This is a genomic window from Idiomarina sp. ST10R2A5, from assembly GCF_051842325.1.
Taxonomy (GTDB): domain Bacteria; phylum Pseudomonadota; class Gammaproteobacteria; order Enterobacterales; family Alteromonadaceae; genus Idiomarina; species Idiomarina abyssalis.
Map to the genome: position 1 here is coordinate 138,397 of NZ_JBNIEX010000004.1, position 23,213 is coordinate 161,609.

Annotated in this window: 23 protein-coding genes; 7 read left to right on the forward strand and 16 right to left on the reverse strand. The window is 46.3% G+C overall.

Annotated features, from left to right (window positions below; translation table 11 throughout):
• Positions 1 to 19: 19 nt before the first annotated feature.
• The 7 genes from infB to ACP7FG_RS06895 all read left to right on the forward strand — a co-directional run bounded on the left by infB (position 20) and on the right by ACP7FG_RS06895 (position 8,879).
• Positions 20 to 2,710: a translation initiation factor IF-2 gene (gene infB, locus ACP7FG_RS06865; protein ID WP_054487063.1), complete on the forward strand. Its 2,691-nt coding sequence runs from the start codon at positions 20 to 22 to the stop codon at positions 2,708 to 2,710.
• 18 nt (positions 2,711 to 2,728) lie between these two features.
• Entirely contained in the window at positions 2,729 to 3,115 is a 387-nt protein-coding gene (gene rbfA / locus ACP7FG_RS06870; RefSeq protein ID WP_054487065.1) for a 30S ribosome-binding factor RbfA, read from the forward strand.
• Complete coding sequence (gene truB / locus ACP7FG_RS06875) at positions 3,115 to 4,047, forward strand: tRNA pseudouridine(55) synthase TruB (protein ID WP_439225926.1); 933 nt, start codon at positions 3,115 to 3,117, stop codon at positions 4,045 to 4,047. Before rbfA ends, truB begins: the two co-directional genes overlap by 1 nt.
• Positions 4,048 to 4,143: 96 nt before the next feature.
• Complete coding sequence (rpsO, locus tag ACP7FG_RS06880; protein ID WP_054487070.1) at positions 4,144 to 4,413, forward strand: 30S ribosomal protein S15; 270 nt, start codon at positions 4,144 to 4,146, stop codon at positions 4,411 to 4,413.
• Between the two features lie 179 nt (positions 4,414 to 4,592).
• Complete coding sequence (gene pnp / locus ACP7FG_RS06885) at positions 4,593 to 6,743, forward strand: polyribonucleotide nucleotidyltransferase (RefSeq protein ID WP_199494427.1); 2,151 nt, start codon at positions 4,593 to 4,595, stop codon at positions 6,741 to 6,743.
• A gap of 124 nt (positions 6,744 to 6,867) precedes the next feature.
• Positions 6,868 to 7,752, forward strand: a complete 885-nt coding sequence (gene nlpI, locus ACP7FG_RS06890) for a lipoprotein NlpI (protein WP_271331546.1) — start codon at positions 6,868 to 6,870, stop codon at positions 7,750 to 7,752.
• Positions 7,753 to 7,763: 11 nt separating this feature from the next.
• Positions 7,764 to 8,879, forward strand: a complete 1,116-nt coding sequence (locus ACP7FG_RS06895; RefSeq protein WP_439225928.1) for a peptidase — start codon at positions 7,764 to 7,766, stop codon at positions 8,877 to 8,879.
• Positions 8,880 to 8,895: 16 nt separating this feature from the next.
• Here ACP7FG_RS06895 and ACP7FG_RS06900 read toward each other — a convergent pair whose 3' ends face one another.
• The 16 genes from ACP7FG_RS06900 to ACP7FG_RS06975 all read right to left on the reverse strand — a co-directional run bounded on the left by ACP7FG_RS06900 (position 8,896) and on the right by ACP7FG_RS06975 (position 23,148).
• Complete coding sequence (locus ACP7FG_RS06900; protein WP_199494430.1) at positions 8,896 to 9,288, reverse strand: MAPEG family protein; 393 nt, start codon at positions 9,286 to 9,288, stop codon at positions 8,896 to 8,898.
• Positions 9,289 to 9,303: 15 nt separating this feature from the next.
• Positions 9,304 to 10,272 (reverse strand): lipoyl synthase, encoded by a 969-nt coding sequence (gene lipA, locus ACP7FG_RS06905; protein WP_054487081.1) that lies wholly within the window; start codon positions 10,270 to 10,272, stop codon positions 9,304 to 9,306.
• On the reverse strand, positions 10,256 to 10,921 hold the full coding sequence (gene lipB, locus ACP7FG_RS06910) for a lipoyl(octanoyl) transferase LipB (RefSeq protein WP_054487083.1): 666 nt from the start codon (positions 10,919 to 10,921) through the stop codon (positions 10,256 to 10,258). The genes lipA and lipB overlap by 17 nt, the downstream gene beginning before the upstream one ends.
• 44 nt (positions 10,922 to 10,965) lie before the next feature.
• Entirely contained in the window at positions 10,966 to 11,232 is a 267-nt protein-coding gene (gene ybeD / locus ACP7FG_RS06915; protein WP_278354857.1) for a DUF493 family protein YbeD, read from the reverse strand.
• Positions 11,233 to 11,244: 12 nt separating this feature from the next.
• Positions 11,245 to 12,402, reverse strand: coding sequence for a D-alanyl-D-alanine carboxypeptidase family protein (locus tag ACP7FG_RS06920; RefSeq protein WP_199494431.1), 1,158 nt, complete (start codon positions 12,400 to 12,402; stop codon positions 11,245 to 11,247).
• Between the two features lie 62 nt (positions 12,403 to 12,464).
• Positions 12,465 to 13,292: a septal ring lytic transglycosylase RlpA family protein gene (locus ACP7FG_RS06925; protein ID WP_439225930.1), complete on the reverse strand. Its 828-nt coding sequence runs from the start codon at positions 13,290 to 13,292 to the stop codon at positions 12,465 to 12,467.
• Positions 13,279 to 14,250: a lytic murein transglycosylase B gene (mltB, locus tag ACP7FG_RS06930; protein WP_439225931.1), complete on the reverse strand. Its 972-nt coding sequence runs from the start codon at positions 14,248 to 14,250 to the stop codon at positions 13,279 to 13,281. The genes ACP7FG_RS06925 and mltB overlap by 14 nt, the downstream gene beginning before the upstream one ends.
• Before the next feature lie 13 nt (positions 14,251 to 14,263).
• Positions 14,264 to 15,382, reverse strand: coding sequence for a rod shape-determining protein RodA (rodA, locus tag ACP7FG_RS06935; RefSeq protein WP_439225932.1), 1,119 nt, complete (start codon positions 15,380 to 15,382; stop codon positions 14,264 to 14,266).
• Positions 15,369 to 17,264 carry a penicillin-binding protein 2 gene (mrdA, locus tag ACP7FG_RS06940; RefSeq protein ID WP_439225933.1) on the reverse strand — a complete coding sequence of 632 codons (1,896 nt, stop codon included), beginning with the start codon at positions 17,262 to 17,264 and terminating at the stop codon, positions 15,369 to 15,371. Before mrdA ends, rodA begins: the two co-directional genes overlap by 14 nt.
• An 8-nt stretch (positions 17,265 to 17,272) precedes the next feature.
• Entirely contained in the window at positions 17,273 to 17,743 is a 471-nt protein-coding gene (gene rlmH / locus ACP7FG_RS06945) for a 23S rRNA (pseudouridine(1915)-N(3))-methyltransferase RlmH (protein WP_054487098.1), read from the reverse strand.
• Positions 17,744 to 18,064, reverse strand: a complete 321-nt coding sequence (gene rsfS, locus ACP7FG_RS06950) for a ribosome silencing factor (protein WP_199494436.1) — start codon at positions 18,062 to 18,064, stop codon at positions 17,744 to 17,746.
• 63 nt (positions 18,065 to 18,127) lie between these two features.
• The gene (nadD, locus tag ACP7FG_RS06955; protein WP_439225934.1) at positions 18,128 to 18,757 is read right to left on the reverse strand and encodes a nicotinate-nucleotide adenylyltransferase; all 630 of its coding nucleotides are present in this window, start codon (positions 18,755 to 18,757) and stop codon (positions 18,128 to 18,130) included.
• Complete coding sequence (gene holA / locus ACP7FG_RS06960; RefSeq protein WP_439225935.1) at positions 18,754 to 19,836, reverse strand: DNA polymerase III subunit delta; 1,083 nt, start codon at positions 19,834 to 19,836, stop codon at positions 18,754 to 18,756. Before holA ends, nadD begins: the two co-directional genes overlap by 4 nt.
• A 12-nt stretch (positions 19,837 to 19,848) precedes the next feature.
• On the reverse strand, positions 19,849 to 20,334 hold the full coding sequence (locus tag ACP7FG_RS06965; RefSeq protein ID WP_439225936.1) for an LPS-assembly lipoprotein LptE: 486 nt from the start codon (positions 20,332 to 20,334) through the stop codon (positions 19,849 to 19,851).
• 3 nt (positions 20,335 to 20,337) lie between these two features.
• Complete coding sequence (leuS, locus tag ACP7FG_RS06970) at positions 20,338 to 22,914, reverse strand: leucine--tRNA ligase (RefSeq protein WP_439225937.1); 2,577 nt, start codon at positions 22,912 to 22,914, stop codon at positions 20,338 to 20,340.
• Positions 22,915 to 22,950: 36 nt separating this feature from the next.
• Positions 22,951 to 23,148 carry a hypothetical protein gene (locus tag ACP7FG_RS06975; protein WP_054487112.1) on the reverse strand — a complete coding sequence of 66 codons (198 nt, stop codon included), beginning with the start codon at positions 23,146 to 23,148 and terminating at the stop codon, positions 22,951 to 22,953.
• Positions 23,149 to 23,213 lie beyond the last annotated feature (65 nt).

Genomic DNA, 23,213 nt, shown 5'->3' on the forward strand with positions numbered 1-23,213 from the left:
AGCGGAGGTACAACAGACTATGGAAGAAGTAACGCTCGATAAGCTGGCCAAAGATGTCGGTACAACAGTTGATCGTCTGGTTCAGCAGTTCGCTGAAGCGGGCATGACCAAGAAAGCGGGTGATTCTGTTAATGAAGATGAAAAACAGAAATTACTGGCTCACTTGAACCGTCAGCATGGCGGTGGCGGCAGCTCTGAACCCAGCAAAATGACTTTAAAGCGTAAAACGAAAAGTACGTTAAGTGTTGGCGGCGGAAGAGATTCTAAATCCGTTCAGGTAGAAGTGCGCAAAAAACGCACTTATGTCAAACGTTCGGCGAGTGAAGAGCAGGAACGTGAAGAGCAAGAACGCTTAGCCAAAGAAAAAGAAGCAGAAGAAGCAAAACTTCGCGAAGAAGAGCAAAAACGCGAAGAAGAGAAGCAGCGCAAAGAAGCTGAAGCGAAAGCTAAAGTAGAGCGCGAAAAAGCTGAGAAAGAAAAAGCTGAAAAAGAGAAACTGCGTAAAGAAAAAGAGAAGGCACGTCAAAAGGCGGAAGCTGAGAAACGTGCAGCGATGACACCTGAAGAACGTGAAGCGGCAGACAAAGCGAAAGCAGAAGCCGAAAAGCTGAAGCGTCAGCAGGAAGAAGAAGCCCGTAAAAAGGCCGAAAAAGAAGCGGAAGCGCAAGCGGAAGAAGCTCGTAAACTAGCTGAAGAAAATGCAAAACGCTGGGAAGAAGAAGAGCAGAAACGTAAGCAGCAAGAGCAGGAAGATGTGCACTTTACAACGTCTTCTACAGCTCAGGAAGCTGAAGACGCGCAGGACTTCGACGAAGAACGTAAAAGTCGCAAGCGCGGCAAAAAACGTCGTCGCAAAGATGAAGAAAGTGATGAAACACCGCGTCGCGAGAAGCGTCGTAAAGGTGCTCGTCGTGGCTCATCATTGCAACAGGGCTTTAATAAGCCAGCGCAGCCGGTCGAGCGTGATGTAAAAATTGGCGAAACCATTACTGTTGGCGAACTGGCCAATCGTATGGCAATTAAAGCCAGTGAGCTCATCAAGACCATGATGAAAATGGGCGAGATGGTCACGATTAACCAAATTCTTGACCAGGACACAGCTGCCTTAGTTGTTGAAGAGCTTGGACACAAGCCCGCGCTTGTCAAAGACAACGCGTTGGAAGAGGAAGTGCTTTCTGACCGCCATGAAGGTGGTGAAGAAGCACCTCGTGCTCCGGTTGTAACGGTTATGGGTCACGTTGACCACGGTAAAACGTCGTTACTGGATTACATTCGTAAAGCGAAAGTCGCATCCGGCGAAGCGGGTGGTATTACCCAGCATATTGGTGCATACCACGTAGAAACCGGTCACGGAATGGTAACCTTCCTTGATACTCCGGGACACGCTGCCTTTACCTCGATGCGTGCACGTGGTGCCGGCGCAACCGATGTTGTTATTTTGGTTGTTGCAGCGGACGACGGCGTTATGCCACAGACCAAAGAAGCGGTTCAGCACGCGAAAGCAGCTGGCGTACCTCTGGTGGTCGCTGTAAACAAAATGGATAAAGAAGGCGCAGATCCGGATCGTGTGAAAAACGAACTGTCTCAGCTGGAAGTCATTCCGGAAGACTGGGGTGGTGACGTGCAGTTTATTCCGCTGTCAGCTCACACCGGTGAAGGCATTGACGAGCTGCTAGAAGCAATTCTGTTGCAATCTGAAGTACTGGATTTACGCGCAGAAAAAACCGGCATGGCCTCAGGTATCGTGGTTGAATCACGTCTGGACCGTGGTCGTGGACCAGTAGCGACGGTTCTTGTTCAGCGCGGCTTGTTGAAGCAAGGTGACGTTGTTCTTTGTGGCCTTGAGTACGGACGTATTCGTGCCATGCGTGACGAAACCGGTAAAGAAATTAAAGAGGCCGGTCCTTCAATTCCTGTAGAAATACTTGGCTTGTCCGGTGTTCCTCAGGCAGGTGACGAAGCAACGGTTGTTAAGGACGAGCGTAAAGCACGTGAAGTAGCTAACTACCGTCAGGGTAAATACCGTGATGTGAAATTAGCGAAACAGCAAAAAGCGAAACTGGAAAACATGTTTGCGGACATGGCTGAAGGTGACGTTGCTGAACTGAACATTGTCCTCAAGTCAGACGTACAAGGCTCATTGGAAGCGATTTCTGATGCTCTGACTAAGCTGTCGACTGATGAAGTGAAAGTGAACATCATTGGTAGCGGTGTTGGTGGTATCACTGAAACAGATATTTCTCTTGCCAGTGCATCGAATGCGATTGTTGTTGGCTTTAACGTTCGTGCCGAAGCGGCCGCTAGAAAACTGGTTGAGCAAGAAAGTGTAGATTTGCGCTATTACAGCGTCATTTACGACTTGATTGACGAAGTTAAAGCAGCGATGAGCGGTATGCTGCAGCCTGAGTTCAAACAACAGATCATTGGTCTGGCAGAAGTTCGCGATGTCTTCAAATCACCTAAGATCGGTGCAATTGCCGGTTGTATGGTAACTGAAGGTATCGTCAAACGTTCAGCACCAATTCGCGTATTACGTGACAACGTTGTTATTTACGAAGGTGAGCTTGAATCACTGCGTCGCTTTAAAGATGACGTTCAGGAAGTTCGTAACGGCATGGAATGTGGTATCGGTGTTAAGAACTACAACGATGTCAAAGAAGGCGACCAAATTGAAGTCTTCGAAACAGTCCAGATAGAACGTACGCTTTAATCAAGGACACAGTAATTTATGGCACAAGAGTTTAGCCGTACCGAAAGGGTACGGCACCAGCTACAACGAGAAATCGCTATGATCCTGCAGCGCGAGATAAAAGATCCTCGCGTTAGCATGGTCACAGTATCCGATGTGGAAGTTTCTCGCGATTTAGCTTATGCCAAGGTGTTCGTTACCTTTTTTCAAGATGACCCTGAACAAGTTAAGCAGGCGTTAAAAGTGCTAAATGAAGCGTCAGGCTTTATTCGTTCTTTATTAGGTAAACGCATTAAGGCACGCATAGTTCCGCAACTTAAATTCCAGCACGATGCCTCGTTAAATGAAGGTATTCGAATGGGTAAGCTGGTTGCAGAAGCACGCGAGCGAGATAAAAAAAGCAGTGAAAACAGCGGAGACGATTAATGTCTAAAGCTCGTCTACGCAAAGGCCGTGCAGTCACGGGCGTAGTTTTATTGAATAAACCGCAGGGCATGAGTTCAAACCATGCCCTGCAGCATGTTAAGCGCCTGTATAATGCACAAAAAGCCGGTCATACCGGAGCCCTCGATCCTTTAGCCACTGGAATTCTGCCCATCTGCCTGGGAGAAGCGACAAAGTTCTCACAGTACTTACTTGATGCCGATAAAGCGTATCGGGTTGAAGCTTTGTTAGGCGTCCGAACGACTACGAGCGACGCCGAAGGCGAAGTTGTTGAAGAAAAACCGGTTTCGGTTGATGCTAAACATATTGCCGAGGTAATTCAGGACTTTATTGGTAAGCAAGCGCAATCACCCTCTATTTATTCAGCGTTAAAGCATGAAGGCCGACCTTTGTATTATTACGCTCGGCGCGGTATTGAGGTTCCCAAAAAGACACGCGAAATTACAATACACTCTATAGAGTTGTTGGCTGTCGAGGGAAATAAGGTCGTTCTTCAAGTCAGTTGCAGCAAAGGTACGTACATTCGGACGCTGGTGGATGATTTGGGTCAGGCTTTGGGGTGTGGCGCACACGTTTCCAGTTTGCATCGTAATGCGGTGGCCGATATTAACGAATCGACCATGGTGACGCCGGAGCAGTTGGAAAAAGCGGCAGAGCAGGGCGAGTCTACGCTGGATGATTTGTTGCAACCAGCTGATCTGCTGTTAGGCGAACTGCCAAAGATTACAGTAACTCAGGCACAGACCAGAGACTTTCTTCATGGGCAGCCTATTCCTTTACCAGTAAGTGATGCAAATGAAGCCGAAGAGTGGCGGGTCCTTAATGAGAAGTCTCAGTTTTTAGGCGTTGGCCGGGTGAAAAATATGGAATTATGGCCGCGTCGCGTTATTGCTCTTGAGTATGCTGATTTATAGTTGTTTTTGTGTTGTTAGGTGGGTATAATCGCCACCTTCATATCGACGCTGAATTAGTGATTGGCGTCGATCATTTTGACAAACTTAGGAGTTATCATGTCACTAACTGTTGAACAGAAAGCTGAGATTGTAAAAGAATTTGGTCAAGGCGAGAACGATACGGGTTCTCCTGAAGTGCAGGTTGCGCTTTTGACAAAAAACCTGGCTGAATTACAAGACCACTTTAAATCACATAAGAAAGATCACCATTCACGTCGTGGTCTGTTACGTATGGTTAGCCGTCGTCGTAAGCTTCTTGATTACCTGAAGCGTAAAGACGAAAAACGCTATGTAGCACTTGTTGAGCGTTTAGGTATCCGTCGCTAAGACACTCCAACGCATAAAGAATTTTTAAAAAGGGCCTTTTGGCCCTTTTTTTGTATTCTTTTTAGGCTTATGGGTCTTAATTTTGTCACAATTCCCTTATACTATGCGACGAGATAAATAAAGAGAGAAGACGAGTATCAATCCGGATACTCTATATTTTGAAGGTAAAGGAAAGAAACGTGAATCCAATAACTAAACAATTTCAGTACGGTCAGCATACAGTCACATTAGAAACTGGCGTAATAGCACGTCAGGCGACTGGTTCTGTACTTGCCAGCATCGATGATACAACAGTCTTAGTCACTGTTGTTGCCAAAAAAGAAGCACGTGAAGGGCAAAACTTTTTCCCGTTAACAGTCAATTACCAAGAAAAGACTTACGCAGCCGGTAAAATTCCTGGCGGTTTCTTTAAGCGTGAAGGGCGTCCTAGCGAAAACGAAACGTTAACCAGTCGCTTAATTGACCGACCAATTCGTCCATTATTTCCAGATGGCTTCATGAACGAAGTACAGGTTGTTGCTACTGTTGTTTCAGTAAACCCTCAGATTAACCCTGATATCGTCGCTTTAATTGGCGCGTCAGCAGCTTTATCCATTTCTGGTGCTCCTTTTGCAGGCCCAATTGGCGCAGCACGTGTTGGTGTGGTTAATGATGAATACGTACTAAACCCAACCGCCGACGAGTTAGAAAACTCCAAGCTGGATCTTGTGGTTGCGGGTACGGATAAAGCCGTATTAATGGTTGAATCAGAAGCTGAGTTGCTGTCTGAAGACCAAATGCTTGGTGCCGTTATGTACGGTCACGAAGCAATGCAGGACGTTATTAAAGCCATTACTGAATTTACTGCAGAAGCAGGCAAAGAGAAGTGGGACTGGCAGGCTCCTGCAAAAGATGAAAGCTTGCAGACCAAAGTTCGTGAATTGGCAGAGCAAGGTATTGGCGAAGCCTACCGCACTACCGACAAAGCAGAACGTAAAGGTAAGCTTGACCAAGTTAAAGAGCAGATGGTCGAGAAGCTAACTGCTGAAGATGAAAACGTCGATTTAGAAGAAGCCGGCAAAATCTTCCACGACCTGGAAAGTGACATTGTACGTAGCCGTATTATTGCTGGTGAAAAGCGTATCGATGGCCGCGACCCTGACATGGTTCGTGCTATTAGTGTCGCTACTGGTGTATTACCGCGTACTCACGGTTCATCATTGTTTACCCGTGGTGAGACTCAGGCGTTGGTAACTGCTACCTTAGGTACCGATCGTGATGCTCAGATGATTGACGAGCTGACTGGTATGAACACAAATCGCTTCATGCTGCATTATAACTTCCCTCCATACTGTGTTGGCGAAACGGGTATGGTTGGATCGCCAAAACGTCGTGAAATTGGTCATGGTCGTTTGGCGAAACGTGGTATTCAGGCAGTTATGCCTAGCCACGATGAATTCCCTTACACTATTCGTGTGGTTTCAGAAATTACCGAATCAAACGGTTCAAGTTCAATGGCCTCTGTTTGTGGTTCTTCATTGGCGTTAATGGACGCTGGTGTGCCAATTAAGTCTTCTGTAGCGGGTATCGCTATGGGCTTGGTTAAAGAAGGCGACAAGCACGTTGTTCTTTCCGATATCCTTGGTGATGAAGATCACTTAGGTGATATGGACTTTAAAGTAGCCGGTAACACCGATGGTATTACTGCGTTGCAAATGGACATTAAAATTGATGGTATCACTCGCGACATCATGGAAAGTGCATTAGCGCAGGCTAAATCAGCTCGCCTACACATTCTGAAAGTGATGGACGAAGCCATTGGCGGTCACCGTGAAGAGCTTTCTACTTATGCGCCTCGCTTTACCACTATCAAAATTGATCAGGACAAGATCAAAGACGTTATCGGTAAAGGTGGAGCGGTCATTCGTGAGCTGACCGAATCAACCAATACCAACATTGAGATTGGTGATGACGGTACCATTAAAGTTGCAGCAAGCGATCAGGCAGATGCCGACGCCGCTATTGAGAAAATCAAGCAGTTAACGGCTAATGTTGAAGTAGGTAAAATTTACCAGGGTAAAGTAGCGCGTATCGTAGACTTCGGTGCGTTTGTTACTGTGTTACCAGGGAAAGACGGCTTAGTTCATATTTCTCAAATTGCAGAAGAACGTGTTAATGACGTAAACGAATACCTGAAAGTTGGTGATGTCGTTCCGGTTAAAGTACTGGAAATTGATCGCCAGGGTCGTGTCCGTCTGAGCATGAAAGAAGCTGCTGAGAAAAAAGAGGAGCCAGCAACTGAAGCTCCTGCAGAACCAGCTGCTGAAGAAGAAAACAAAAGCGAAGAATAATCGTAAAGATTCTCTAAGCTTTGTTAAAAACCCCGTTTAAACGGGGTTTTTTTATGTCTGTCTTTTGCCTGTTTGGCTTCGAGTGTGCTGTAATAGAGCTATAGGTTTATTCAAAGGAAATATTATGCAGGTGCGAACAAGTAGTGCATTCATCGGAGCTCTTTTGTTGTTAGGAGCGTTGACCGGGTGTGCGTCGCAAAATTCAGTTAATCAATTGCCGGACAATGTTGTGCTTGCAGAGCCTGAGCGCGCAGAATTTCGTTATGAAATAGAGCTCGCGCGTATTGCTCAGATGTTGGGAGAGGATTTAACCCAGGAACAACGAGCAGAGCTATATTATCGCCGTGGCGCCCTATACGATGCTGTCGGACTAAGAACTCTGGCCAGAATGGATTTCACCCGTGCGTTGGAATATAACCCGAGACTAGCGGATGCCTATAATTTTTTAGGTATTCAATACACACAGTTAGAAGAATTCGATTACGCGTACGAAGCTTTTGACTCAGCAATTGAGTTGGATCCCGAGCATCGTTACGCTTATTTGAATCGAGGAATAGCTGAGTACTACGATGCAAGAACCGAGCTTTCTCAGGAAGACTTAGAGTATCATTTGGAGAAAGAACCGGAAGACCCTTACCGGGTTATTTGGCTATTTTTAGCGGAATATGAAAATGATCCGGAGCAGGCGCAGATTAGTCTGGAAGAAAATGCTGAAAAGCTTGATAAAAGCGAATGGGGTTATCAGATTACGCAACTGTATGCGGATAAGCTTTCTAAAGAGGCTTTTTTAGAACGTATGACCCGTAACTTGGGTGATTCTGAAAAACTGACAGAGCGTTTATGTGAAGCTTACTTTTATTTGGGAAAGTATATGCAGATAAAAGGTGATCAGCTGGAAGCTATGAATTATTTTAAACTGGCTTTAATGACGAATGTTTATGAGTTTGTTGAGCACCGTTATGCGTCGGTTGAGTTAACGCGTATTCGTCACGCGTTATTAAACCGGTAAAGAGCCATTTGATGAAAGGACGGCTGTTAGTACTTTCTGCTTTTTTGGTTATAAGTAGCTGGTCTCATCAGGTCTTTAATTCACAGCAAACATTGAACTGGTCAGCGCATAAAGGTAATGCGAAAGCGCAATATCAATTAGCTAACCGTTATTGGCAAGACAAAAATCGAACTGCCGCTCATTACTGGTGGCAGCGCTCTGCCAAACAAAAGTATTCTCCTGCCATCGAGAGCTTAATTCTTGCTTTTCCTAAAGCTAACGACGACTGGTTAAAATTGGCTGTCGCTGCTGGTGACCCCGCCGCTAAGCGGCAAGTTGCAATGACTGAACTGACAGACGATAACATTTCAATAGGACAGTGGCAGCACCGTTGGCAAAGTGCCGATGAACCCTGGTTAAAGCAAAAGTTTGCGTTACTTGAGCGTTACCAGAAAAATGATAACTGCGATATAAGTATTAAAGTGATAGCGGCTAATCAAAGCGCAAAAAAGCGCTACCTTGATTTTTTATCGGCCGTAAAAAACTCCCCTTTTACGACCAGTAACTGGTGCATCGGTTGGGCTCTGGACGAGGAATTATCATGCACTATTGGTGATGAGCGCGGTAGAGCAAGTTGTCGTTCAGATAAAGTAGCTGACAGAACAGTGATATTGGCGGATAAGGGGATTGCGAGTGCGGACAGTCGAACATTGACATTGACCCCCGATAGCTCAGAAAAAGTTATTCAACATGAGCTAGGGCATTGGCTGGGCTTTGCCGATGAGTATGCCATGTCGGAGTCTCTGGCTCGGAAATTTTGCAACGGCCATTATGAGCATGAAAGTTTAAATATTATTGTTTCTGGCCATGCTAAGTACTATTCCAGCGACCAAATACGGGACATCTATGACAACTTACCATGGAAAAGTGAAATACCTTCATGGAAAGAAATAGCCCAGCAAGAAGGGGAGAAGTGGCGCCTGGGCAGCTCGGAAAGTCGCGATATAGGACTTTTTAAAGCTGACACCTGCAATGCTATTAGTGATAAACAAGCTTGGCGTCCGGTAAATGTCAGAACGGCGATGGAGCAGCACAATACCGGACTATGGCCAGAGCTTTATTTGAAGTTATTACGGAAACATCAATAACTGCCGTGTAAGAAGACTATACAGAGAGTGCTACTTGAGCCAGGATAAGCACCGGACAAAGTGTTGCCAGAAACCAGATGAGCGAACGTAACTTGTCGTAGTTGCTTAAGTACGCAATGTGGTAAAGCACTCTTAACACAATGAATGAAACGCCCAGAAACTCAATTCTTTCGGTTACCTGAGAAGTGGCTATAGCAGCTAGAATTGCAGCGGCAAATAACGGGAAAGCTTCATAGGCATTGTAATGACCTGCAACAGCGCGGGCGCCTCGCCCAAGTAAGCGCTGTTGCTGAGCTCTGGGATGTTTATTGTCGTAACCGTTGTCGCGATTCTGAAAATAAACCACAGGAGCCTTGGCTAAAATAGGCAAGACTCCGGCAATGAGTAAACACCACAGTAAAAGGCTCATGGTCAAGCTTCCTAATTAACGTACAGTTTCACCCGCTGCCTGCAAGTCGGCATGATAAGAAGAACGTACTAGCGGACCGCTGGCAATATGGCTGAAGCCCATTTCAACACCTGCAACGCGCAGCTCTTCAAATTCATCCGGGTGAACATAGCGGGCAACCGGAATATGGTGGCGGCTAGGCTGTAAATACTGGCCGATAGTCAACATGTCGACATCATGCGCACGGAGGTCTTTCATAACCTCCAGTATTTCTTCTTTGGTTTCTCCAAGGCCAACCATCAGCCCTGATTTAGTGCGTATATCAGGGCGAGCCTCTTTGTATTTTTGCAGCAAATCTAAAGACCATTGATAGTTTGCGCCCGGACGAGCCGCTTTATAAAGGCGTGGCACAGTCTCAAGGTTGTGGTTGAACACATCAGGTGCTTCGTCTTTCAGAATATCAAGCGCGACTTGCATACGGCCACGAAAGTCCGGTACAAGTACTTCAACCTGAATGTTGTTTTCGCTGTGTTTACGTATTTCACGAATACAATCGGCAAAATGCTGTGCCCCGCCATCGCGTAAATCATCACGATCAACTGAGGTAATAACGACATACTTCACTTTCATGTCGCGAATCGTTTTCCCCAGCTTTTCAGCTTCTTCAGGGTCGGGCGGAAGAGGGCGACCATGAGCAACATCGCAGAATGGGCAACGACGTGTACAAATATCACCCAGAATCATAAAGCTGGCCGTACCGTGGTTAAAACATTCCGGTAAATTTGGACAGGAAGCTTCCTCACAAACAGAATGCAAGCCATGGCTGCGCATAGCCTGTTTAATTTCATCAATACGCTCAGTTGAAGAAGGGAGCTTCACCTTCAACCACGACGGCTTACGCAACATTTGGTCGCGTTCTGTGGGAATAATTTGTACTGGTATCAGTGCCATTTTATCGGCGTCACGCATTTTGACACCAGGTTCAACTCTAACTGGCTTTGACATAATCTTGAGCGAGTCCCGTTTGTTGAAGAATGTTGCTGTAGGAAACTGAACTAGTGAAGTGTTTTATCACTGCATTAGCGGCTTCACTAAAGCTTTCAGGACCATTGAGATCCTTGGTTTGAATCATTTTTATGCCCGACAGCCCACAAGGGTTGATCCGGGCAAAGGGTTCCATATCCATATTGACGTTTAACGCCAACCCATGGAATGAACAGCCTTTACGAATACGCAGCCCTAACGAGCAAATTTTATCATTACCAACGTAGACACCTGGAGCATCGCGTCGAGCTTGAGCATCAATACGGTAATCGGCAAGAGTCCCGATAACCGTGTTTTCAATTTGATTGACTAACTGGCGGACACCGTAATTTAGGCGACGAATATTCAGAAGAAAATAAATAACGACCTGACCCGGGCCGTGGTAGGTTACCTGCCCACCTCTGTCGACTTGAATAACGGGAATATCGCCAGGAGCCAGAATATGCTCGGCCTTTCCGGCCTGCCCTTGGGTAAACACAGGGTCATGTTCAACCACCCACAGCTCGTCTGCAGTGTGTTCGTCGCGCTGGTCGGTGAATTGTTGCATAGCATGCCATACGGGTTCGTATGGCTGCCTGCCTAATTCACGAATAATTAAGGTATCGTTCATGCCGTCATTATAACGTTTGTCTAGAACAACGGCTAGTCTTGCAACTACAGAACGTAGCGAACGTCGTCAATATCTGACAACGATCGATAAAGAATTTCAATATGCTCCTGACTTTCTACACGCACAGCGACAGAAACCGAATGATAATTGCCTTTACTGCTAGGTTTTACCGAAGGAGAATAATCACCGGGAGCATGCTCCTGTAAAACTTCGACAACTTGATCAGGAAGGCTGTCACTGGCAACCCCCATCACTTTAAAAGTAAAGTGACAAGGGAAGTCTACCAGTTCATCAAAGCGTGTCTTTTGCATCTATCTTAACCTTTATTCTTCACTAAACTGCTGTTTAATATAATCCATAATTTTCTTGAAGAAACCGCCTTCCTCAACTGCCTGCAGAGTCACTAACGGGAAAGATGCGACATCTTCATCGTTCAACTGAAGGTAGACTGTTCCAACATGCTGGCCTTTTGATAATGGTGCTTGCAACTGCTGATCAAGTTCAAAGTTAGCTTTCAGTTTGTCGCGCTGGCCTTTAGGTAAAGTAATGACCACATCTTCACTGATTCCAAGTTCAACTTCGTCAAGGTCTCCCCCCCAAATGCGATGAGAAATAAAGCTCTCACCAGCACTATAGGCTTTGACGGTTTCGTAGTAGCGGAAACCGTAGTTAAGCAGCTTTTTACTTTCTACTTTACGAGCTTGTTCGCTGTTAGTCCCCATTACCACAGCAATTAAACGTGTGCCGTCTTCAACTGCAGATGAGACAAGGCTATAACCTGCTTCGTTGGTATGTCCTGTTTTTATGCCGTCTACGTTTAAGCTGCGGTCCCAAAGTAATGAGTTGCGGTTGTACTGCTTAATGTTGTTGAAGGTGAACGACTTCTCCGCATAAAGTGCGTACTCTTCCGGCGTTTCTTCAATTAAAGCACTAGCTAAAGTCGCCATGTCACGAGCAGAAACGTACTGATCGGGATCTGGTAAACCGTGACTGTTTGAGAAGTGGCTGTCGTTCATGCCAATTTGTTCAGCGTAGTTATTCATTAAGTCGGCGAATGCGTCTTCGCTGCCGGCAATGTGCTCAGCCATAGCCACGCAGGCATCGTTACCTGACGAAATAATAATGCCGCGATTCAGGTCTTCTACGCTGATTTCTTTGCCAACCTCAATGAACATTTTTGATGACTCAGGGAAGTTTTTTGCCCAGGCATTTTCGCTAATGGTAACCATGTCGTTTGAGCTAATACGGCCGGCAAGTATTTCTTTACCAATGATATAACTTGTCATCATTTTGGTCAGGCTTGCAGGAGGAAGGCTCTCAGCAGAGTTACCTTCGGCCAGAACCTTACCCGTGGTGTGATCGATAAGTATGTAAGCTTTGGCGTTAATTGACGGCGCATTGGGAACCAATGACTGGGCCGCAAAACTTGCTGAGCTGAATAATAGGGTTACAACTGTAAAAAGGTGACAAATTTTTTTCATTGGAATTATCTTTATCTTATCGGTCAAAAGGTGAATCGAGTGCTTAATGGGGCCGGATTATATCAGTTCTGATGCTTAGCGTCAGGAGTATCGGACTGACTTTGCGCTGCCTTTACGCGAAAAGCTTCCGGGTATCCTGAAGACCGTATTTGCTCCAGCAAATCGTAGCTGTCATCTTCTGAAACCGGACCCAGCATTAATTTATGTAGACCATGACTTTGTTCAGTAGTTGCAATCTCCTGAAACTTCGGCGGTAAGTCGTGTTTTAATTGCGATAAACGGTCAGGGTTTGATGATGCCACTAATTGAATGAGGTAATCAGGTCGGTTTTCTGCGGCTGTTTTTTGTGCCGCAGGCATGGGAGTATTCAAGCTTATAGCCTCAATTTTGACCGGAGCTGTGCCACTGTCTAACATGTCCAGTTTATAGGCTGCAGCGAAGGATAAATCGATAATACGTTCCGGATGAAACGGACCTCGGTCATTCACTCTGACCACAACGCTACGTTCATTTTTCAGGTTAGTGACTTTAACGTAGGTTGGCAGAGGCAGGCGTGTATGTGCTGCGGACATGCTGTACATGTCATAATACTCGCCATTAGAAGTCAGGTGCCCGTGAAACTTATTGCCGTACCAGGAAGCGTAACCTTCCTCAACATAGCCTGCTGCACTTTCCATAACTTCATAGTCATTACCCAGCACCCGGTAGTCACGGTTGCCTTGAGGACTAATGGGTTCGTGAACAGGAACGGCATTACGCAGTTCCGACTCGTTAGGTAGCCGAGTGGGGGCGCTGTCTTTGTGTTGACTGTAGCGACCCGTTGGCGAATTTGAGCAACTGCTGAGCAGAAAGGTACTCAGCAGTAATATCAATAAGCTATTCCACTTCATTCTTCAGCTGCTCACTAAACTGATAGACGGCCATCGCATATAAAGGGCTATGGTTATATCGCGTAATAACATAGAAGTTATTGTACCCTAACCAGTATTCATGGGCTTGTTCGGTTTCAAACTCGAAAACCCGCACTTTAGTCTCGTCATTGACTGCACTGTGAGATGGAAGTTCATAGCCTTTACTTTCTATATCAGAGCGCTTTAGATTTGGCTTCATGCCGTCACTGACCAGGTCTTTCCAGTTTTGCGATTCATCAAGTGGCTGAGCAACAGGCTGCCCTTGTTGCCATTTATGCTTCGCAAAGTAATTGGCGACACTGCCTATGGCATCGACCGGATTGGTTAAAATGTCTCGCTGACCGTCGCCGTCAAAATCGACGGCATAGTGGCGGTAACTGGACGAAATAAACTGTCCGAACCCCATGGCACCTGCATATGAACCCTTGGCTTCACTGACGTTCCAGCCTTCTTCGGAGGCTAACTGGAAAAATTCACCAAGTTCAGAGCGAAAGAATTTTGAACGGGGAGGGTAGTGAAAACCTAAAGTGTAAAGTGAATCAAGGACAGAGTATTTGCCCATATAACTACCATAAAAGGTTTCAACGCCAATTATAGCAACGATGATTTGTGCCGGAACGCCATATTCTTGCTCAGCGCGCTCAAGCGTATCTTTATGTTCGCGCCAGAATTTAACGCCCGCCTCAAGACGCTTTTCCGTGAGGAAAATAGGGTAATATTGATACCAGGGTTTGGCTTCCCATGGGCGCTGGATTGCTTCAAGCACTTCTTCATTTTTGTTGGCTTTTGAAAGCCATTGACGAACTTTGTCTTCATCAAGCTGATGTTCTTGAACCTGCTCTTGAATAAAATCTTCAACTTCACTCGACTGCTGTTGAGCCGTTGCATAAAAACTGGTTGTCGCGGTAAGCAAAGCTAACCCAAATAAAGCGCGCATAGGAATCCCCTGTTTAGCCATTTTTCATTACCAGGCGATGGTGGGTCGCAATGGACATCAAAATGCCAAACCCGGCCATCAGCGTCACCATTGAGGTGCCCCCGTAACTGATTAAAGGTAATGGTACCCCAACCACAGGTAAGAGTCCTGAAACCATACCAATATTTACAAAAACATAAACGAAGAAAGTTAGTGTCAAAGAGCCCGCCAAGAGTTTGCTAAAAATATCCTGTGTTTGCAGAGCGATAATTAAGCCTCGCAAAATAACAAAGCCATAGAGGGCAAGCAGAAGGATAACGCCGGTAAGCCCAAACTCTTCGCTAAACACTGAGAAAATAAAGTCCGTATGGCGTTCAGGTAAAAACTCTAGCTGAGACTGCGTGCCTTGCAACCAGCCTTTGCCATCTATGCCACCAGAGCCGATGGCTATTTTTGACTGGATAATGTGGTAACCGGAACCCAGAGGATCCCGCTCAGGGTTCAAAAAAGTTAATACGCGTTGGCGCTGATAGTCGTGCATAAGGTAGAACCAGAGAACCGGCGTAAAAGCGGCAGCTGTAATCCCTGCAGTGGTGACAAGCTTCCAACTGAGTCCGGCGAGGAAAATGACGAAAATTCCTGCGCAGGCTACGAGTAGAGATGTCCCTAAATCTGGCTGTCGAGCAATGAGTAAAGTGGGAATAATAACCAGAGCTAAAGCCCCAAACAGCCGGTAAATTGAAGGCGGAATGGGACGCTGATTCATATACCAGGCCAACATTAGTGGCATAGCTAACTTCATAATCTCTGACGGTTGTATGGTTAACGGGCCAATATCCAACCAGCGTTGTGCGCCCTTTCCCATTTCGCCAAAAGCAAGTACTGCGATTAGTAACAGTACTCCAACAATAAAAACAGGCACTGCAAAACGTGACAGAGCGCGGGGAGGAATTTGCGCAACGATGAAAAGGACGACAAATGACAGACCAATGCGAACGGATTGTCTTTTTACAACATCAATGTCCTGACCTGCAGCGCTGTAGATAACAAAGAGGCTGACAATCGACAGGATGATCAAAGGGAGAAGAAGCGGTCCATCAATGTGGAGCTTCTTTAGTAACGGATTGCGTTGGCGCTCTTCAGTCGTCAGCATTAGTATTTTCCTGCTGTTTATTGCCGTTATTAAAGCGAGTATGCCAAAGATCAAGCATTTTTCTTGCGACCGGAGCTGCCACGCTTCCGCCGCCACCCAGAGAGTTTTCAATGGTTACCACAACAATAACTTTGGGGTCATCAGCTGGTGCATAACCGACATACATGGCGTTGTCCCGGTAGCGTTCTGCGATATCTTCGGCCTTGTATTCTTCTTCTTGTCCCAGGCTTCTTACCTGAGCAGTCCCTGTTTTTCCCGCGGATGAATAGGGGGCGTCTTTAAAGGCAGACTGCGCTGTTCCTTTTTGCTCCATGTTAACGTTACGCATTGCTTTAGTAATGATTTCCCAGTTATTACTGTCCTTTAACTTCAAAGGTTCGCGATGTGTAATTAACGCCTCTTCAAATTCGCCGTCCTCTATTTTGCCTTTTAGTAGACGAGGAACCAGGTGTTCGCCTTTATTTGCAACCATTGCTGTAGCTACCGCCAATTGCATTGGGGTTGCCGTCCAGTAGCTTTGACCTATACCGACCGATAGTGTTTCGCCTGCGTACCAGGGCTGGCCAAAGCGGGCTCGTTTCCAGCCGCGAGATGGCATCAGAGCGGATACTTCTTCATGAAGATCAATACCGGTTTTCTGACCAAACCCAAACTGTTCCATAAAGCTGGATATTTTATCGACCCCCAGTTTTAAAGCTAAGTCGTAGTAGAAGGTGTCGCAACTTTCAGTAATTGCTGTTTCTACATCAACCCAACCGTGCCCCCAGGCCAGCCAGTCCCGGTAACGCCTGTCGACACCTTTAATTTCAAACCAGCCGGGGTCCCAGATGCGGGTTTTTTCTGTAATGGTTCCGTCTTCTAATCCAAGCAAACCAATTTGAGGTTTGATGGTTGATGCCGGGGGATAAGCCCCCTGAGTGACCCGGTTTAGCAGAGGGCTCTGGGTTGAGTTTAATAAAGATTGATACTGCTTGACGGAAATACCGTTGACGAACCAGTTAGGATCATAACTCGGCGTACTGATCATGGAAAGAATTCCACCGGTTGTTGCATCCATTAGAATAATCGAGCCTCTTTGCTCGCCCAATAATTCTGCTGCTTTGCGTTGCAACTCAAGGTCCAGTTCTAAGACAATATCCTGACCGGGTGTTGGTGCTTCTATACTGAGTGTGCGCACGGCTCTGCCACGGTTATTAACTTCAACACTCTGGTAACCAACTTCACCATGTAATTCTTTTTCGTAATACTTCTCAATGCCGAGTTTACCAATGGTTCTGCTGGCTGCGTAATTGGGTAGTTCTCCGCTTTCACGGAGTTTCTTTACATCGTTACGATTAATTTTCGCAACGTAACCCACGGCGTGCGTTAACAGTTCCTTGTGAGGGTAGTTACGTATTAGCCGTGCTTCAATACTAACGCCCGGATATTTATGTTGCTGCGCTGCAAAGATAGCAAGCTGCTGCTCATTCAGGTCGTCCAGTAGGGGGACGTTGTTAAAGCGCCGCTGGTTTTTCAGGTTCCGATAAAAACGAGCAATAGTGGTATCCGGAAAGCTCAGCAATTTCTGAAGTTGACTCAGGGTGCTGTCCAAATCATCGATTTCTTCAGGAGTGACATCTAAACTATAAATAGGAGTGTTTTCAGCAAGCAAAACGCCGTTACGGTCATAGATTAAGCCCCTGTTAGGTGCCAGCGGCAGCAGCTTTATCCGGTTATCGTTGGAACGGGTCTGAAGTTCATTATGTTCACTAACCTGCAAGTGATACATGTTTGACGCTAACGCAACAAAAGCGGCGACGACAATCACCATCGCGACTAAAACGCGACGCCCAAAAACGGCTGCTTCGGTATCATGATCACGTATGTGGGTGCGCTGACGCATTGTTATTATTATTCTCTATGGTACGGATGATTGTTATTTAGGCTCCAGGCCCTATATAAACTCTCTGCGACAATTAACCTTACCACTGGATGGGGCAGAGTGAGTTTAGACAATGACCAGCGTTGTTCAGCTGCAGCCAGGCACTCATCAGAGAGGCCTTCGGGTCCGCCTATCAACAGAGTGACATCTCTGCCATCCATTTGCCACTTTTCTAACTGTTGAGCAAGTTTAGGTGTGTCCCAGGCCTGACCTGTGACCTCTAAAGTGACAATTCGGTTCCCTTTAGGTATTGCTTGCAGAAGTAATTTACCTTCTTGCTGCATAACGCGCTTTAAATCCGCTTTGCGGGTACGTTTTTGAGCAGCAATTTCATGTAAAACCAGTTTGCAATCTGCCGGGAACCGCTTTTTGTATTCGTTAAAGCCTTCAGTAACCCACGTGGGCATTTTGGTGCCAACGGCGAGTAATTGAATTTGCACTTACTGGCCCCAGAGTTTTTCTAATTGATAGAAATCGCGAATGCTATCCTGCATTACATGCACCACGACATCACCAAGGTCAACCAAAACCCACTCAGATTGTTCACCACCTTCAACGCCAATTGGAGGTGTACCAGCATGTTTCGCCTCTGTAGCGACATGTTCAGCAATACTTCGTACATGCGTTTTCGAGCTGCCAGAGCAGATGATCATGTAGTCAACAACGTCAGTTTTATCATGAACATCTAAAATTTGAACGTCACGACCTTTAAGATCATCGATTTTATCAATGACAAATTCACGCAATTCTTCTGCCTGCAAAAGATTTTCTCCGATTTGAGGATTAAAACCCGAAGTTTAACAGAAATTAAGAAAAGTGTTCAGTCACAAATACAGCTGATGTTGCCTTATGTAGTCATAAACACTGGAGGGTAGGGGGAGGTTAGGTTTGCGTTGTTGCAATTGTTCGCGTAGTTCAGTCGCTGAAACATCAACCATCGGGGTTTGTGCAATATAGACATAACCTGAAGATTGTTCGGTTAAATCTTTTTTGTGTTTCGTCAGATGCGTTGCAATAAAGGACTTTAGCTCGTCATCCTGAGGGCTGAAGTCTACGCCGGCTCGCGGCATAACAACCAGGTGTGCGTTATCGGTAAGCTGTGTCCAGTTATGCCATTTATGGAGACTCATTAAGGAATCCATACCCATAACAAAGAGCAGAATGTCATTGGGAAAGCGCTCTTTAAACTCGCTTAATGTATGAGCGGTGTAGGAAAGTCGGTCTTGTTTTAATTCCCAGTCTTCAGCCGTAAAAGCAGGGTGTTGCTGACAGGCAAGCTTCACCATTTCCAGTCTTTGCCGGGCACTGGCGCAGGGTTGAGACCGGTGCGGAGGCACGGCGCTTGGCATGAGCGACAAAGTAGCAATGTCCAGTTCATCGACCAGAGCTGAGGCTGTTTCTAAATGTCCGTTGTGAATGGGATCAAAAGTTCCGCCAAAGAATGCTCGTATCATAAATGAATAAACTGCTCATTAGGCTCAATGCCGTGACTAAATACAGAAAGAGTCTGATTAATGGCATCAGCGTTGTTGCAACACAGTAAACTGAGAAGGTGCGTCGTTAATATCAGAGGCGACTCGCCGCTGTCGAGCTTTAATGCAGCCTCGATTCTTTCAATAAGTCTTTGTGCGCCAAGCACCGTTTTTTGGCTCAGCTGAGAGGCTCGTTTATGATAGCCGGGTTGCTGATTCGGCCAAATCATAAACTGCCGGAACAGGGCGTTTGTATCAGCCTGTGTTTGTTGCGCCTTTTGCAGAGCCGATAACAGTTGCACCTCGCGTTGGAGGATCCAGATGAGCCGATGGAAATCGTTTTCTTCATCTAACAAGCGATTTAACCGATGCAAGGCGCCTTCGTAGTCCTGTTGCTGGATGCTCTCCTGAAGCGCAAATACACTGAAGCGGCTGACATCATCAATAGATGTTTGCAGAAATTCTTCGGTAATGATTCCGTCATTGCTCAGAAGTTGCCACTTACTGAGCTCCTGATCCAGAGCTAATAAGTTGCCTTCAAACCAGTCTGATAACTTTTCAGGAACGCCCGTAGCTAAGGTTAATTGATAACGTTGAGCTCGTTGATGAATAAATGCCGGTAGTTGGGATTTATCCGGGCTTTGTGTCCGGACTAAAGGGCCGCGTTCCGCCAGCGCTTTGAACCAGCGGCTGTTTTGAGTTTCTTTTTTAAGGCGATCACCAATAACAACGAATATGTCGTTTTCAGACTGATTTTGTGCATATTCTGTTAAAGCCGCAGAGCCGTCACGACCCGGCTTATTATCCGGAAGCTCAAGTTCCAGCAAACGTTTATTCCCGAACAGGCTCATTGACTGTTCACCGGAAGAAAGCTGTTGCCAGTCAAAGTCCTTACTTTGCAGCCAGTGTATGCGTTCGAGATCATCGGAGGATAAGTACTTGCGAATGCTACTTAGTGCGTCATTCCTGAGTAAAAGGTCATCACCAAATACCAACAAAACGGATGGAACGCCATTTTGCTGCAAGTAGTGTTCAAGCTTTTCAGGATAAATGGTTTGCATTGCTTTAAGATTTTACTCCGACATTTCGGAAATGATTTGCTGCAAAATAAGACGAGAAGCTTCCGCTCTCATTTCATCGACCAGCATTTCGCGTTCACGGGTTTTTGCCAGAGCAAAGTTTGGATCGTCCTGGTAATCCCGGGCGACTTCGATCGTGCGTTCAAGTAATAAACGCTGGTTTTGTATTAATTGATAGTTAACCTGGTACAGCAATTCATATTCGGCAACCTGGCCGCTTTCGAACAAAGACAATGTTCTTCGCTCTAATTTGTCGGAAGTTAAGTGAACCGTTATTGGTTGTGCTTCATCTGAAAGTGTAATGCCAGAATGCGCAAAGCGTTGTTGCATATGCTCATTGAGCTCTTTTGACACCTTACTTTTCAGAGAAACCGACTGCAGTGTTTCGGGCAATTGATAGTTCCCGCGCAGCTGAAAGCCACAACCGGTTAGGGTGGCTATCAGCACTAGGATGAGAACAAGGTTTAACGTTGCGCGCATAGCTTATCCAACAACAATATTGAGGATTTTCCCGGGAACATAGATCTTCTTACGAATCTCTTTTCCTTCGGTGTGCTTCTGTACAGAGTCTTCCTCAAACGCAATTTGCTCAACTTGCTCTGCTGAAGCATCGGCAGGTACTGTCAGTTTAGCGCGGACTTTGCCATTAATTTGCACGACAATCAGCTTTTCGTCTTCAACCAACGCACTTTCATCGACGCTTGGCCATTGAGCGAACGCCAGAGGTTCCTCATGGCCAAGTTCTTGCCACAATTGCTCGCAAATGTGCGGTGTAATAGGAGCAAGCATGCGCACCATGGCGTCTATCGATTCAGCCAGTATTTGTCTGTCGGCTTCGGTTTCCAGTGGCGCTTTCTGCAGGTGGTTTAACAGCTCCATAATTGCTGCTATCGCGGTGTTGAAGTGTTGGCGACGACCCATGTCGTCACTGACTTTAGCTATGGTCTTATGCAGTTCGCGACGCAGTTGCTTTTGATCTGAGTTTAAACTGTGGCCGTTGCATGCACCACCCGCATTAACTAAGTCGTAAGTCAGCTTCCATAATCGGCGCAAAAAGCGTTGCGCTCCTTCAACCCCCGAGTCTGACCATTCCAGGGTCATTTCAGGTGGCGCCGCAAACATCATAAATAAGCGGACGGTGTCGGCACCGTAGCGCTCAACCATGGTTTGCGGGTCGATACCGTTGTTCTTCGACTTTGACATTTTGCTCATGCCGCCTATAGCAACCGGCTGGCCGTCTTGCTTATGTTTAGCTCCGGCAATAGCGCCTTTGTCATCGCGTTCAATATCAACGTCAAGAGGGGATACCCACTGCTTGCCGCCTTTTTCGTCTTCGCGGTAATAGCTGTCGGCTAAAACCATGCCCTGACAGAGCAGGCGTTTGAATGGCTCGTCAGAGTCAACCAGCCCTGTGTCGCGCAACAGCTTATGGAAGAAGCGAGCGTACAATAAATGCAGAATTGCGTGTTCAATACCACCAATGTATTGATCAACCGGCAACCAGTAATTGGCTTTTTCTGGATCCAGCATGGCGTCATCGGTTTGTGCGCTACAGTAACGAGCGTAGTACCAGGATGACTCCATAAAAGTATCGAAGGTATCGGTTTCGTGCTCTGCCGGTTGACCGTTGTATTCCGTTTTGCGCCATTCTGGATCGGATTTAATTGGCGAGTTAACACCATCCATGACCACATCTTCCGGCAGTTTAACCGGAAGTTGGTCTTCCGGAACCGGCACGGATTCACCATTTTCCAGGTTCAACATAGGAATAGGAGTGCCCCAGTAACGCTGGCGTGATACACCCCAGTCGCGCAGGCGGTAATTGACTTTACGTTCGCCAATACCTTTTTCTTTTAATTTAGTGGCAATGGCGTCAAAGGCTTGTGCTGAACTCATGCCGTCGTAAGGCCCTGAGTTAATCACGGTGCCTTTTTCGGTAATAGCCGCTTTTTGAATATCACTATCGCCGCTAATAGGCTCAATAACCGGACGAATCTCCAGCTTGTATTTAGTTGCAAATTCCCAGTCACGCTGGTCGTGTGCCGGCACTGCCATAACGGCACCAGAGCCATAGTCCATTAAAACAAAGTTAGCGACCCAAATAGGGATCTCTTCACCTGTCATTGGGTGAGTAGCTTTAATGCCGGTATCCATGCCCAGCTTTTCCATTGTTGCAATGTCGGCTTCTGCGACTTTGCTGTTCTTACAATCTTCAATGAAGCTAGCCAGTTCAGGGTTATTTTTTGCGGCTTCAATAGCTAACGGATGTTGTGCGGCAACACCCATATAGGTAACACCGTATAAAGTGTCGGGACGCGTGGTATAAACGCGTAAACTTTCACCAGTGGCTGCAACTTTAAAGTCAATTTCGACACCTTCAGAGCGGCCAATCCAGTTACGTTGCATGGCCTTAACTTGCTCTGGCCAGCCATCCAGTTGCTCAAGGTCATTCAGCAACTCTTCAGCGTAATCGGTAATTTTAATAAACCACTGAGGAATTTCTTTTTGTTCTACTTTGGCACCTGAACGCCAGCCGCGCCCATCAATAACCTGTTCATTAGCCAGAACTGTTTGATCAACCGGATCCCAGTTGACGGTTGCGTTCTTTTTATAAACCAGACCTTTTTCATAGAGCTTAGTGAAGAACCATTGCTCCCAGCGGTAGTAATCAGGGGAACAAGTTGCAAGCTCACGCTTCCAGTCATAGCCAAAGCCAAGACTTTTAAGCTGTTCGCGCATATAGTCGATATTTTGGTAAGTCCATTTAGCCGGCGCCGTTTTATTTTGTATTGCGGCGTTTTCAGCAGGTAGTCCGAAGGCGTCCCAGCCCATGGGTTGCATGACATTTTTTCCGAGCATGCGCTGATGGCGACTAATAACATCACCTAAGGTGTAGTTACGAACGTGTCCCATGTGCAATTTACCACTGGGGTAGGGGAACATGGACAGGCAATAGAACTTATCCTTGCCCGGTTGTTCTTTCGCCGTAAATACGTCTTGCTCCTGCCAGCGTTTTTGCATGGCAGATTCGATTTTGCTCGGGTTGTATTGTTCTTGCATAATTCCTGCTGATTCCGGTTGAATTTAAGTGTCGGCTTAGCTAATTGCGTACCACATAAGAAGCATAATGATAATGCCGGCCAGACCAAAGAAACCGTTTTCAAAAACAGCGCGCTGTTTGACTTCGGCTGGCTCTGACTTATCAATGCCGAAAAGCATAAGCCAGGAGCTTAATCCAAGACCACCTGCAGCAATAAGCACAGCAAAAAGAATGGCATCAAAAATATTTTCCATAATGATATCCCTGTAGAAAAATGGAAAAGAACAGCAACAGAACCGTTCTGTTAAGCTTTTATAGT

Excerpts from the sequence above, each read along its gene's own strand:
- infB (WP_054487063.1), top strand. The coding sequence starts at position 20 with ATGGAAGAAGTAACGCTCGATAAGCTGGCCAAAGATGTCGGTACAACA.
- rbfA (WP_054487065.1), top strand. The coding sequence starts at position 2,729 with ATGGCACAAGAGTTTAGCCGTACCGAAAGGGTACGGCACCAGCTACAA.
- truB (WP_439225926.1), top strand. The coding sequence starts at position 3,115 with ATGTCTAAAGCTCGTCTACGCAAAGGCCGTGCAGTCACGGGCGTAGTT.
- rpsO (WP_054487070.1), top strand. The coding sequence starts at position 4,144 with ATGTCACTAACTGTTGAACAGAAAGCTGAGATTGTAAAAGAATTTGGT.
- nlpI (WP_271331546.1), top strand. The coding sequence starts at position 6,868 with ATGCAGGTGCGAACAAGTAGTGCATTCATCGGAGCTCTTTTGTTGTTA.
- ACP7FG_RS06895 (WP_439225928.1), top strand. The coding sequence starts at position 7,764 with ATGAAAGGACGGCTGTTAGTACTTTCTGCTTTTTTGGTTATAAGTAGC.
- ACP7FG_RS06900 (WP_199494430.1), bottom strand. The coding sequence starts at position 9,288 with ATGAGCCTTTTACTGTGGTGTTTACTCATTGCCGGAGTCTTGCCTATT.
- lipA (WP_054487081.1), bottom strand. The coding sequence starts at position 10,272 with ATGTCAAAGCCAGTTAGAGTTGAACCTGGTGTCAAAATGCGTGACGCC.
- lipB (WP_054487083.1), bottom strand. The coding sequence starts at position 10,921 with ATGAACGATACCTTAATTATTCGTGAATTAGGCAGGCAGCCATACGAA.
- ybeD (WP_278354857.1), bottom strand. The coding sequence starts at position 11,232 with ATGCAAAAGACACGCTTTGATGAACTGGTAGACTTCCCTTGTCACTTT.
- ACP7FG_RS06920 (WP_199494431.1), bottom strand. The coding sequence starts at position 12,402 with ATGAAAAAAATTTGTCACCTTTTTACAGTTGTAACCCTATTATTCAGC.
- ACP7FG_RS06925 (WP_439225930.1), bottom strand. The coding sequence starts at position 13,292 with ATGAAGTGGAATAGCTTATTGATATTACTGCTGAGTACCTTTCTGCTC.
- mltB (WP_439225931.1), bottom strand. The coding sequence starts at position 14,250 with ATGCGCGCTTTATTTGGGTTAGCTTTGCTTACCGCGACAACCAGTTTT.
- rodA (WP_439225932.1), bottom strand. The coding sequence starts at position 15,382 with ATGCTGACGACTGAAGAGCGCCAACGCAATCCGTTACTAAAGAAGCTC.
- mrdA (WP_439225933.1), bottom strand. The coding sequence starts at position 17,264 with ATGCGTCAGCGCACCCACATACGTGATCATGATACCGAAGCAGCCGTT.
- nadD (WP_439225934.1), bottom strand. The coding sequence starts at position 18,757 with ATGATACGAGCATTCTTTGGCGGAACTTTTGATCCCATTCACAACGGA.
- holA (WP_439225935.1), bottom strand. The coding sequence starts at position 19,836 with ATGCAAACCATTTATCCTGAAAAGCTTGAACACTACTTGCAGCAAAAT.
- ACP7FG_RS06965 (WP_439225936.1), bottom strand. The coding sequence starts at position 20,334 with ATGCGCGCAACGTTAAACCTTGTTCTCATCCTAGTGCTGATAGCCACC.
- leuS (WP_439225937.1), bottom strand. The coding sequence starts at position 22,914 with ATGCAAGAACAATACAACCCGAGCAAAATCGAATCTGCCATGCAAAAA.
- ACP7FG_RS06975 (WP_054487112.1), bottom strand. The coding sequence starts at position 23,148 with ATGGAAAATATTTTTGATGCCATTCTTTTTGCTGTGCTTATTGCTGCA.